9 protein-coding genes are annotated in these 13071 nt (G+C 41.4%); 7 read left to right on the forward strand and 2 right to left on the reverse strand.

The features are described from left to right. Positions 1-73 precede the first annotated feature (73 nt). From J4E76_RS15140 to J4E76_RS15165, 6 genes are all read left to right on the forward strand, one after another. The gene (locus J4E76_RS15140; RefSeq protein ID WP_208505604.1) at positions 74-2449 is read left to right on the forward strand and encodes an ABC transporter permease; all 2376 of its coding nucleotides are present in this window, start codon (positions 74-76) and stop codon (positions 2447-2449) included. Between the two features lie 266 nt (positions 2450-2715). Next, positions 2716-4278 carry a hypothetical protein gene (locus J4E76_RS15145; RefSeq protein ID WP_208505606.1) on the forward strand — a complete coding sequence of 521 codons (1563 nt, stop codon included), beginning with the start codon at positions 2716-2718 and terminating at the stop codon, positions 4276-4278. 119 nt (positions 4279-4397) lie between these two features. Next, a complete protein-coding gene (locus J4E76_RS15150; RefSeq protein ID WP_208505608.1) occupies positions 4398-5426 on the forward strand; it encodes a sensor histidine kinase in 1029 nt (342 codons plus the stop codon). Next, positions 5423-6481, forward strand: coding sequence for a histidine kinase (locus J4E76_RS15155; RefSeq protein WP_208505610.1), 1059 nt, complete (start codon positions 5423-5425; stop codon positions 6479-6481). The genes J4E76_RS15150 and J4E76_RS15155 overlap by 4 nt, the downstream gene beginning before the upstream one ends. Then, positions 6478-7257, forward strand: coding sequence for a LytTR family DNA-binding domain-containing protein (locus J4E76_RS15160; RefSeq protein ID WP_208505612.1), 780 nt, complete (start codon positions 6478-6480; stop codon positions 7255-7257). The genes J4E76_RS15155 and J4E76_RS15160 overlap by 4 nt, the downstream gene beginning before the upstream one ends. An 81-nt stretch (positions 7258-7338) precedes the next feature. Next, complete coding sequence (locus J4E76_RS15165; protein WP_208505614.1) at positions 7339-7689, forward strand: hypothetical protein; 351 nt, start codon at positions 7339-7341, stop codon at positions 7687-7689. On the opposite strand, the gene J4E76_RS15170 is transcribed toward J4E76_RS15165, so the two are convergent. After that, positions 7680-8474: an MBL fold metallo-hydrolase gene (locus tag J4E76_RS15170; RefSeq protein WP_208505616.1), complete on the reverse strand. Its 795-nt coding sequence runs from the start codon at positions 8472-8474 to the stop codon at positions 7680-7682. The two genes, J4E76_RS15165 and J4E76_RS15170, sit on opposite strands and share 10 nt — an antisense overlap. 129 nt (positions 8475-8603) lie before the next feature. Between J4E76_RS15170 and J4E76_RS15175 the strand changes: the two genes are divergently transcribed. Then, positions 8604-10754 (forward strand): carbohydrate binding family 9 domain-containing protein, encoded by a 2151-nt coding sequence (locus tag J4E76_RS15175; protein WP_208505618.1) that lies wholly within the window; start codon positions 8604-8606, stop codon positions 10752-10754. Position 10755: 1 nt separating this feature from the next. Here J4E76_RS15175 and recG read toward each other — a convergent pair whose 3' ends face one another. Then, positions 10756-12849 carry an ATP-dependent DNA helicase RecG gene (gene recG / locus J4E76_RS15180; protein ID WP_208505620.1) on the reverse strand — a complete coding sequence of 698 codons (2094 nt, stop codon included), beginning with the start codon at positions 12847-12849 and terminating at the stop codon, positions 10756-10758. Positions 12850-13071 lie beyond the last annotated feature (222 nt).

Raw genomic sequence — 13071 nt, forward strand, 5'->3', positions numbered from 1 at the left:
CGATTGGTGTCATCCTATTTGATAGGTGATTATGTAATCACTTACATTGCTCGTTAACTCAAACTATACGGTCATGCTCAAAAACTACTTTAAAATCGCCCTAAGGAGCCTTATAAGGCATAAGGGATATTCTTTCATTAACATCTTTGGTTTAACAGTAGGCATTGCTGCTGCCACTCTGATTTTGCTTTATGCTCAAAGTGAGCTCAGTTATGATAAAATGCACAGCCAAGCTGAACAGATTCAGCTTCTCTATAAGGAGCGCGTTACACCTACCGGTACACAGGATACTTATGACACCTGGGCACCGACATTGGAGGCGCTTCAGGCCGATTACAGTGAGGTGTTGGGAGGAACTCGATTAACAAGTAATCCTCTGTGGTTAAGTGTCGGTGACAAGAGGTTTTTAGAAGATGTGACTTTAACCGATCCTTCTTTTTTCACCCTCTTTGACTATTCACTTAAAGAAGGAAGTCGGGAGTCTGTTTTGAATAACATTAATGCAATTGTAATCAGTCAAGAAGTGGCCGATCGTCTTTTTCCCGGTGAAGACCCCATGGGAAAGACTATCAACGCAGAATCCTTAGATAACCAGTATATCGTAACCGGAATCTTAGGGGAGATACCTTATAACACAAGGCTTCAACCCGAGGTGGTCATACCTATTCAAAGTCATCCGCAGTACGAAGGCATTGCAGGCAATTGGAATTCGTCATTTATGGAGACCTATTTATTGCTCCAGCCAGGAACGGATATCGAAGCCCTTGAGAGTCGATTTGAAGACTTTATCACGAAAATTTGGAACGAGGAAACGGCCTCTAATACCAATTTTAGACTACTAAACTTGTTGGATGTCTATGATCGTTTCAATGAAAACAGGCAGTATGCCTACATTCTTTTGACAGTGGCCATAGTCATCTTGACAATTGCCTCCATCAATTTCATGAACCTTGCCACGGCCAGATCTATGGAGCGAGCTAAGGAGGCTGGAATGCGCAAAGTACTGGGAGCATTGAGGGGACAAATGATAGCTCAATACCTCATCGAGTCATTGACAATCACCTTCTTCTCATTGACATTCGGGATTATTCTTGCCTCATTATTGCTGCCAAGCTTTAATGAGTTTTATAACGTGGAGTTGACTCTCAATTTAATAGAAAACCCACTCCAACTTGGCTTGCTGATAGGGATTGGTCTTTTTATCGGATTCTCTTCCGGACTATATCCAGCACTGTATTTGACATCACTAAAAAGTGTCGACTCACTTAAAGGGAAGGTTTTGAAAGCACGCCCACTGGGAAAATTGGTTCGAAATGGTCTGGTGGTATTACAATTCGTTTTTTCAATCCTCCTGATTGTTGGAACACTGGTTATTAGGAAGCAGGTAAACTTTATGAAGAATAAAGACATGTCTTTTAACAAAGCAAACCTGATGGTACTGCCCATTAGCCTTAGTGACTTTCCAAATGAGGAAGAAGGTGCAGATCAACTGACCAACTTTAGAAATACCCTGAGAAACCATAGCGCTATCACTTCATTGAATGCTACCTCATCATTGCCCGGCAATTTTCCTGGTCGATTTACTTTTGTCGTTCCCGATGGGTTCACGCCTGATCAAAGACTGAGAATGAGGTTTACCTACGTAGACCATAATTTCTTCTCGAATTTTCAGATTAACCTTAAGCAAGGCCGAAACTTCTTGCCAGACAGTGAACAAGACAGAACGGGCTCTGCCATTGTAAACCAAGCGGCAATGGATGCTTTTGGCTGGACAGATATTGATGAAAAATATCTGAATTTTGGAAGTAGGAAAATGAAGGTAATTGCGGTTTCAGAAAACTATAATTACCAATCGCTAGCGAATGAAGTGGCTCCGGTGATTCATTATTACCGAAGACCGACCAATGGTATTCACGGCTTTACCGTGGCACGTGTTCAAGAAGGGCGTAGCCAAGATGCCATTGAGTTGGCCAGAACCACCTGGCAGTCTGCTCTGCCTAATGTTCCTTTCGATTATTACTTTCTAGACGATCAGTTTGAACAGCTCTACGAACAGGAGGATCGACTAACAGGGGCAATAGGGGCTTTTTCTGTTGTTGCCATTATTATAGCCTCATTAGGACTGCTTGGTCTCTCTTCGTTGATGACTACTCAAAGAACCAAGGAAATAGGCATTCGTAAAGTGCTGGGCTCTTCAGTATTCGGCATTGTCAGACTATTATCCACTTCCTTTACAAGAATGGTCTTGTTGGCCTTTATCGTTTCGGTCCCAGTGGCAGTTTATGGGTTGAACCTATGGCTTTCCGACTTTGCCTATCAAACGGATATAGGAGTATTGGTCTTTGTGGTGGCTTTATTAGGAACATTTGCTGTATCTATGATAACGGTAGGCATTCAAACGGCAAAGGCAGCCATGGCTAACCCAATTCAGTCGATGCGGTATGAATAAGGTTTTAAACTATAGCAAGAGGCCGTCTATTGAGATGGCCTTTTTTTATGCTCAAAACTTATTTTGACACTGTTTCTACAGTTCAGTCCAGAAAGATTACAGTTCATTTCACTTGGGTTTTTTGTTGTATTCATTCTTTTCATCATTGTATTGTCAATCCGCCAATAACAACAAAGCGGATTTGCCGAAGATCAAAAACTCAAGTTTCAGGTGGTGGGTTGGTCGCCCACCAAAAGCCTGAGGCAGACAACAAAAACATTACGATTATGAAAGCTCAAAGTATGAAGAACAAAAGTATAATTATGGGAGTGGCGATCGCCTTACTAGCGATTTTCACATTGGTCAACGATGCACAGGCCCAAAGGAACTCAACAACAATTTCGTCATCTAGAAATGGTGCTCGCACGATTACACATAACTCAGGGTCGCAAAGACTTAATGTAGAGTATGATGGTGATATCGAGTTCGCTGATGACGATAAGTCGATAAAATCAATTTCAAGAGGAGGATACCTCTTTATTAGAAAGACTTCTTTCGGTAAGAGAAGAGAAATTTTAGCAGAGCCTAATTCTGATGGTACTGTAGAGTACGAATACAGAGTAGGTAGAAGAAAAGAAGAGTGGGGCAAAGAGGCCGAGGAATTCTTGGCTGATATGCTACTTGAGGTTATCAGAACTACCGGAATCGGTGCAGAATCTCGAGTAAACAGATTTTATAAAGAAGGAGGCCTTGACGGTGTACTAAAAGAAATTAGTGCAATCAGAGGCGATTATGTCAGCCAGATCTATCTGAAGGTGCTTTTGGATGAGAAAGATTTAAATGACAACGAGCTTGAAAAGCTGGCGGCCTATGTGCCAAGAGAATTGGATTCAGATCACTATATCACTGAAGTATTCAAAGATCACAGTGACAAGTTTTTCAAAAATGAGAAGACTACAGAAGCTTTCTTGAACGCCATCGATCGTATGGATTCAGATCACTATGTATCCATCATTTTGAAGAGAGCAATGAAAGAAGATTTGAGCGAAGCTGCTACCATTAAAGTGCTTTCTGCTGCCGAGATTATGGACTCTGATCATTATAAAACGAATGTTTTTCAAGACCTGTTAAAGCGTAGAGACCTAAGTGATAATCTAATAGATCAAATCGTTAAGTCTGCTGCAGATATTGACTCTGATCACTATGCTACTATCGTTTTAAAGAAGGCCTTGGATCGTCCAAACCTTTCTGACAAAGCTTTTGAGAATTTGATGGATGCTGTATCTAATATCGACTCAGACCACTATACTACAGAGACCTTTAAGTCTATGTTGAACTCTCGCCAGGTGTCTGACAAAGTGGTGGAGGCTGTAATGAATAAGTTAGAGTATATGGATTCGGATCATTACAGAAATGTAATTATCAACGACCTATTTGATAATCAGGCCATCTCTTCAAAGTATTTCGATAATATCCTGAATACAGTAAATGACATTGGTTCTGATCACTATGCAAGCCAGATTTTGATCAAAGTATTGAAAGATCAAGACTTGGATTCAGATGCGTATGCAAAAGTACTGAGTCGCGTTGCAGATATTGATTCAGATCACTACAAAGTGAATATTCTTAAAAATGTATTGAAGGAAAGAAACTTGAAAAAGGATCACTTAGTGAGCATCTTAAAAGTTGCGGACTCAATTGGGTCTGATTACTACAAATCTGAAGTTTTGAAAGGTGCTTGTAATGCTGTTCAAGATGCGGATGACACTGTCAAGTCTCAGTTTAAAAGAGTAGCAAAAGGAATTAGGTCTGACACTTACTACGGTCGAGTAGCCCGTTGTGTAGACTAATGTTTTCTATCCAACCAACAGCCTCCGCTCCGGGGGCTGTTGTTTTTACTTCCTTATAAATTCTCTCTCCCCTAGAAATTTGGGAGTCGTATTTATTATCTTCATCCAAACTCGCTGTTATGGCCAAGCTGCTTAGGCTGCTACTTTTTACAATCATCGGCTTACTCTTTCTCTTTTATCTTTTTTATGGAGAGTATGACGTATTGCCCAATTTGTCGAGGCACTTCAATATTTATGCCTTCACATTTATCGCTTCGACACTTACTGGTTTTGGAATATTCTATATCAATCAGTGGCTGAATCAGCGGATTCCCTGGCGCAGGCATATCTTCGGTCGCTTCATGGCCGGCTTTGCACTTGACTTTACATTTCTAGGTGGCCTTTTACTTATGATGGGTTGGTTGGCAAACTTGACTGGGATAGTTACCTACGAGATGTTTGCTGAAGATATGTTCATTCGACAGATCGAAATCAAACTGATCGTGCTCTGCTTTCTCACCATGTTTGTGGTGACCTTGGTTGAGTTCAACACCTTCAGTTACAATGAATACTCTGTTGGCCAAATCAGAAAACTTCGTGCCGAAAGAAAGCAACTGGAACTACAGTTTGAGGCACTAAAAAGTCAGCTTAGTCCACACTACCTGTTCAATAGTATGAACACCATTTCTTCTTTGGTGTATCGCGATCCGCACGTGGCCGAAAACTTTATAAGGAATCTAGCCGACACCTTTAACTATGTGCTTTATACTAAGGAAGCAAAAGTTGTAACCATCAGGGAAGAGATAGAGGCACTAAAGGATTACGGTTATCTTTTGAATATTCGATATGCAGCTGCGGTCGATTTAAGGATTGAAATTGACAGCCAGTACCATGATCGATCTATCCCACCCTTGACCTTACAGTTGTTGGTTGAGAATGCTGTGAAGCACAATATCATTAGCAATGACAATCCGCTCAAAGTCAACATCCGAGCTACGGAAGATGAGGTGATTGTTTTGAACAACAAGACAGGTTCTCCTTCGAAAACCGCAAGCCATAGGGTTGGTCTAGAGAATATTAGAAAGCGATATGCCTTCTTTACATCTAAGAACATTGAGCTTTCGGACGATGATTATTTCGAAGTTAAACTCCCAATGATCACGTCATGAAAAGGAATCTATTAAGTCAGCCAATTTTCCGTCTGATGGTTCCGCCCATCTATGGGATCATGATGTATTTGCTGATCCTAATGATCAACAATAACCTTGGTCAACTCTCAGAGACTATTCTGAATGATGAACTAATGTTATGCGCAGCATTGGCTTTTCTCACTTCAGAATCTGTTCGTTTTGTGATCGTTCTGTTTGAGAGAAGGTTTCAGGAGGATTTGAGAAAGACTTCGAGCATTGTGCTGCTTTTTGGTGCCAGTTTGCTGACCGGAGCAGTGATTAACTTCTTTACTGTCGATGCTTACTTCAGATATTTTGAAGACTTCCAGTATTTTTCTTCTTACGCCACCACTCTTTATACCATCGTTATTACCTACAGTGTCAGTTCTATGCTCTATACGCTGTTTTTTCTCAGTATTCATTTGCTTTCTATTAAGAACGACTCTGAGTTAAAGAAGGAAGATTTGAAGCGACAGAACCTCGAACATCAGTTAGAGATTTTTAATAATGAAATCAATCCAGACTTGCTATTTCAGAGTTTAGAGACACTCATTTCATTGGTACATCACAACCTTGATAAGGCAGAGGACTTTGTCGACCGACTTGCTATTGTTTACCGCTACATTCTGGATAATAGAAAGAAAGAGGTGGTTTCCTTGGATGAGGAACTTAGGGCTTCGAAAAACCTCATTTATCTATTTAAAGAGAAGTTCCCGGAGCAGATCTCATTGGAGATAAAGAACGAGAAATTCGCCACTGGGAAATTTATGGTGCCTAATACCATACCCATGGTTTTGGATTGTATGATCAATGGTAGTATTATTTCTCCATGGCAGCCTATGAACTTAGTGATTGATTGTGCTGCAGAAGACGACTACCTTGTCATCCAACACAAAGAGAATGACAAACTGAGTAATAATAAGTACATTAAAAATCGCTACCAGAACCTTCATGAAGCCTTTGCCTTTTTCACAGACAAACCCGTGATTCAGATTAAGGCCTATGGTGACACTTTTATTAAACTGCCATTGCTAGACATTAAAGAGAACGTATGAGAGTATTTATCATAGAGGACGAAATACCCGCAGCAGAGAAAATCGAGAGGTTCTTACATCGCTATGACGAAAGCATAGAGATAGTCGGTCGAGCGATGAGTGTCAAGGAAACTGTCAATTGGGTGAATACCGATGGCAATGCCGACCTTCTATTGATGGACATCCAACTTACCGATGGTCTGAGCTTTGACATCTTCAAAGAGGTTCAACTCGATATTCCGGTGATTTTTACGACAGCGTATAATGAATACGCCATTGAAGCCTTTAAGGCCAACGGAATTGACTATCTGCTCAAGCCCATCACTTTCGAAGCTTTGACTGAAAGCTTGGATAAATTCAAAAACCTGAAAACTAGACTTTCGGAGCCCGGACAGTCTGAAGCCACTTCAGTAATTGATCTGCAGAGTGCGCTACAAATGCTGAGCAAGAGAGAGTATAAGACCCGTTTTATGGTGAAGATCGGGGAGCACATAAAGTCTGTGACCACTGACCAAATCGAGCTCTTCTATGCCGAAGGTAGGAACGCATATATCGTAACAGATCAAGGCCGAAGGCTTATCATCGATTATAAGTTAGAGACACTGGAAGAAATGCTCGATCCACAGACATTCTTCAGGGTGAATCGAACCTTTATCATTGAGATCAATGCGATTAAAGACGTTTTGGTTTACTCAAACAGCAGATTGAAGATCATTCTCAATATGGAATTTGACCGTGAGATCATTGTAAGCCGCGAGAAGGTGAATGCCTTTAAGAAGTGGTTTGATGGAGAGTAATCCATTGTCGACAGTTTGTCTACTCTGATTTCATGTAGGTTATCTCGCTTCTGAATACCTTTAGTATTCATTAGTCGAACAATGAATTTCACCTCAAATACATCCACACAACAGTCATTGTCATTTGCTTGGGAGAGAGCAAGCTTAGATGACTTCTTTCGAAAAGAATTTCAATTTTCCAGTTTGTCACCAGATAAGATTTGTGACTTCAGAATCAAGCGACTTTTCTGGTTTTATAAAAAACTTATTGTCTATGTAATAGACGATCGCTCATCGATTGGTAAATGGAGAAGGGTGAGAAAATTAGAATCCAAAACAAAGGCGTTTGCTCGAAGTAGACGTGTTAATGAGGTAATTGAAATGCTTCGCCTTCAAAAAGAAAAGTTTGATTCCCTAGGTCATAGAGACAAAGGTTGGTTCTGTCAGTATTGAACTTCAGTGAGTGTTTTCTGGAAAACCGTTGCCTTTGGATAGTTCTCTTTGATGGCTTCCAAAGCGGATGCTGATGGAGCTTTCGGATAGTGAATTCCGATTAGGTGCTTAGCCTTAATGTGATTGTTGATAATATCCATTCCTTCCTCGCTGCTCATATACCAATAGGGCACTAAGGCCACATCAATATTGTACTTTGTTAAGTCTACCTCCTTGAACCTTTCGGGGTTCATATCTGCATCACCCAAGTGAAGCACGCGCTTGCCACTAATCTCAATGATGAACCCCATGTTTTCTATATGGGCTGTGCGCTCACCACCAGCATGGTTGATGAAAAAAGAGTAAACTTTCAGGCCATTGATATTGTCTTCCAAAGTCTGAACCCCACGTTTATGGGCTTTTATCTGTGATGTGATCTGCGAATAATCTACATACTTGGACTCTAGCTCCCCCTTTACTTGTTCAGAACTTAAGAGCCTTGTTTCCCGATGGTTCTTGAGAAAGTTGCCTGTTAGGTTTGCCTCGAAGTGATCTCTATGAAAGTGAGTCGTCAGGATCAGATTTACTTGATCAAAAGGGCTGCTCGATTCCATCATTTGCTTCACGGTTGCTTCGCTTGGACTCAGGTAGTCCTTGTAAAAATCATCAAACAAGGCATCTATTATAGCCTTACTTCCCCCTCCCTCTAAAAGCACACCTTCATTAGCGATGTAGGTGACTTTTAAGTCTTGGGCTGAAATACTAAAGGCAGTCAGAATGAGAATGGATGTATAAAAGGCTTTCATAAGATTCATGTCTAAGCTTAACGAAGTTAAATGACTTGAGTTCGTATGATTGTATTAATGCTGACTAAAATATGCAAGTGGTTACGTTTTGTCTGTCGAGACCCTTAATTTTGTCAAAATTTTTTAAGGTTGAAGTATTACTCAATAATGCTTTTGACTGTTTGCACTTTACTTTTAGCACAGTCAGTCAAAGCACAGGTCAAATCAGTCAAAACAGATGTTCCTCCAGAAATTGATGGCATTCTGGACGATGATATCTGGTTGAAGAGTCCTCAAGTGACTGGTTTTAAAACTTTCGTCCCAGATTTTAGCAAGGACATACCCTACAAGACGATTGCTTATGTAGCGCACGACTCAGAGAATCTGTATTTCGCGATTAAGTGTTTTGACGAGCCTAATCTAATCAAGACATCTATTGCTGCAAGAGACAGGATTAGGGCTGATGACTGGATATGCATCAACCTAGACACCTTTAATGGTGGTCAATCTTTGTTAGGTCTTTATGTAAACCCTAATGGTATTCAAATGGACACCCAGTTTGCTGCGGGGTCGGAAGATATTGGTGTGGACCTGATATGGTACAGCGCTGCAAAAATTGATGACGAAGGCTACAACGTAGAAATCAAGATCCCTTTTAAAAGTATTCGATATAGCGATGATGATGGCGATGTAGAAATGGGCGTAATTTTTGAAAGAAGAATTTCCAGACTTTCTACTCAGGTTTCTTATCCGGCATTAGATCCTGAAAAAGGGTTCGCATTTCTTACCCAAATGATGCCCTTGAACTATTCAGGTGTTAGAAAGTATACATTGTTAGAACTGCTGCCTGCCATCACGTATAGTAATAATACTGTCCAAGAAGAAGGGCGGTCCGTTAGTGAAGATAATTTTGAACCAAGCCTTACGGCCAAAATTGGCCTTACATCAGAACTTGTTTTAGATGCGACCCTTAACCCAGATTTCAGCCAGGTGGAATCGGACGCTCAGCAAGTGGAGGTAAACCAGCGCTTTGCGGTCAACTACCCCGAACGCAGACCTTTCTTTTTGGAAGGAAGTCAGAACTTTAATTTTGCTGCTACCTCTATGTTCTCACCAGTGAGGCAGGTGGTGAATACAAGGACCATTGTATCACCAAGAGGCGCCACGAAGCTAACGGGGAAGATTGGAGATAAGAATATCATTTCGACAATCTATGCGCTGGATAGGGCAGATCAATCCCTTGCTGATTATTCTGAAGATGAGACAGCCGATGTAGGGATCATCAGATATATGCGTTCTTTTACTCAAGACAGCTATCTGGGCTTCATTGGCACCCGAAGGTCTAGGAATGGAGGTTTCAATTCTGTGCTTGGCTTCGATGGTCAATATCGATTTAACGAGGCCAATGTAGTGAGTGGTAATTTCTTAAACTCAACTACCCAAGTAGATAAAAGCAGCAATGCCACAAGCAATAATTCAATGGCATTTAGGATTGCCAGAAACACGAGAAGCTTTAGTGGTAATATTAATATCGAAGATATTGCTCAGGACTTTCAATCTCAGGTAGGATTTATAACGAGAACAGGAATCACAAGGCTGTCGGGGTCTGTTTCTCCCAAGTTATTTCCCAAAGAGAGTTTGGTTCAAAGATGGGATTTTACCCTCTATGGATCTATCACCAAAGACAAACCAAGCGGCTTGAATGAGAGCGTGCTTTATGGATCTATAGCGGCCAATCTACCCAAGAATACGAGATTGAGTATTTCTGCCGATCGTTCTTCTGAAATATTTCAGGGCGTTGAATTTAGAGATGGGTCAATAAGCCTTTCGGCAAGTTCTCAATTAAACAAAAGGCTTCGCGTAAGCACTAATTATGATTGGGACAATGGTATTTTCTATCAATCGGCTGAACAGGGTTATGGTAAGCGCATTAGAAACTTCATCGATTATCAAGCCTCCGATAAATTTAACTTTCAGCTGTCCCACAATTTTGTGTCGCTTTACAGTGAGGCCACGGATGTTAAGTATTATGATCTCCATATACTTCGTGGTCGTTTGGTGTATCAAGCCAACCAGTATTTGTTTTTCAGAGCGATCGGTCAATACAATAGCCTTTCAAAGGTGTGGAGCCCCAACTTCTTGGCCTCCTTCACCTACATTCCGGGCACGGTCGTGCACCTTGGCTATGGCACTGTACTGGAGAGAACGCAATGGGATGGCCGTCAATATGTACCTGCTGATAACTACTTACAGACCTTCAGTGGATTCTTCTTTAAGGCCAGCTATTTGTGGCGTCTGTAGCTTAGGAGATTCTTCCCCAGTTTACGGCTGTTTTTTTTAGGGACTTAATGTGCCTGAGGATATTGCCATTCTCTGGCTTGGACAACTCTGGGTCTTCATCCAGCAAGTCACTGGCTGCATTTCTCGCAACCTGAAGAATTTTAGTGTCTTTGGCGATATCGGCTATCAGCATATCAAGTACGCCACTTTGCTGTGTGCCTGTAATGTCACCCGGACCACGGAGTTTTAAGTCTACATCAGCAATCTCGAAACCGTTGTTGGTGCGTACCATCGTTTCTAGCCTTGTTCGGGCTTCCTTACTCAGCTTGTAGTCGGTCATCAGCACGCAGTAGGATTGATCTGCACCACGACCTACCCTTCCTCGTAATTGGTGTAATTGGGCTAGTCCAAAACGCTCGGCATTTTCAATCACCATTACGGATGCGTTCGGTACATTAACACCAACTTCAATCACTGTTGTCGCCACCATGATTTGTGTCTCATGTTTCACAAAACGTTGCATTTCGAAGTCCTTATCCTGAGGTTTCATTTTACCATGGACAATGCTGATGTGGTTTTCAGGAAAGGCTCGGGCTATGCTTTCATAGCCATCCATGAGGTCCTTTAAGTCGAGCTTTGAAGACTCTTCAATCAAGGGGTAGACCACGTAAACCTGCCTTCCCTTGGCAATCTCTTTTTTCATAAAACCGAAGACTTCAAGGCGCTTGGCATCGTATTGATGAAGCGTTTTGATTGGCTTTCGGCCAGCAGGCATCTCATCAATAATCGATACATCAAGATCCCCGTATAACGTCATGGCAAGTGTTCGAGGGATTGGCGTGGCCGTCATTACCAAAATATGCGGAAATAGGCTCACGTTTTTATTCCAGAGCTTGGCACGTTGCGCTACACCAAAACGATGCTGCTCATCGATGATGGCAAGGCCAAGGTTTTTAAATTGAACGGTGTCTTCGATTAAGGCATGAGTACCTACCAGAATTTTGATTTCGCCTGAAAGTAAGCCCTCATGTATAACTCTTCTCTCTTTAGTCTTTGACGAACCAGTGAGCTTAGCTATCCCGATATTGAGCTTATCCGCGTATTCTTTGAGCCCCTCGTAGTGCTGATCGGCCAGTATTTCTGTAGGGGCCATCATAGAGGCTTGGCTGCCAGAGCTAACAACCAATAGCATGCAGATAAATGCCACAATGGTCTTACCAGAACCTACATCACCTTGAAGCAAGCGATTCATCTGACGACCAGACTTCATGTCTTGGTAAATCTCCTTAATTACTCGCTTTTGGGCGTTTGTTAGGTCGAAGGGTAAGTGGTCGTTGTAGAATGTAGTAAGTAGGCTTGAATCTCTAAAAACCTGTCCCTTAAATTTCTCCACTCGAGAGACCTTCAGAGTCAATAGTTTCAGTTGAATAAAGAAGAGCTCTTCAAACTTTAATCGAAAAATGGCCTTTTGTAGCAGCTCACTATTGGAAGGGAAATGAATATGCCATAGGGCGAAGTGTTTTTCGATTAAGCCGAACTGGTCGCTGAGTTGTTGTGGCAGTGTTTCATAGATGTGGCGTTCTGCAAGCACCATCACTTGGCGAACCAACTTGGAAAGTGCCTTACTATCCAGAAACTTGGCCTTCATCTTTTCGGAAGTATGATATACAGGTTGTAGAAAAGAAGTTTTCTCATTTTGAGTGGTAAGGACTTCTATTTCGGGATGGGCGACATTGATTTTTCTTCCAAAAGCAGCCGGTTTACCAAATACCACATAGTCTACCCCAAGCCTAAGCTTTTTACTCACCCAGGGTATGCCTTTAAACCAAACCAATTCAATTTCTCCAGTATCATCAGAAAAGCGAGCAACGAGGCGTTTCTTTCTAAGCTCACCAACGGTATCAAGCTTTGTGATTCGACCCTTCATTTGCACAAAGGGCATGTCAGCATGTACCTCTGATATTTTCTGGAATTTGGTTCGATCCTCATACCGAAAAGGGTAATGTTGGATTAAGTCCCCATAAGTAAACAAGCCAAGTTCTTTACCGATCAGGGCAGCTTTTTGCGGACCAACTCCTTTAAGAAATTCGATACTGGTATCGAAGAATGAAGGCATGTGCCAATTTAAGTATTCAATCAGTAAAATCGTGGTAGAGGCCCAAGTAACAAAGGCAAAATATAACCTGTTTCTCAATGGAGAAGGCCTTATGTCTTGAGATCTTAAAGAACATCATATCAAAGTATTTATTGAATATATCAAATAAAATAATATTTAATATTTACTAAAATCTTGATAAAACACTATGAATGAGATTTTTGATTTTGTAGATTCATAGGG

The organism is Roseivirga sp. E12, from assembly GCF_017592825.1.
GTDB lineage: Bacteria > Bacteroidota > Bacteroidia > Cytophagales > Cyclobacteriaceae > Roseivirga.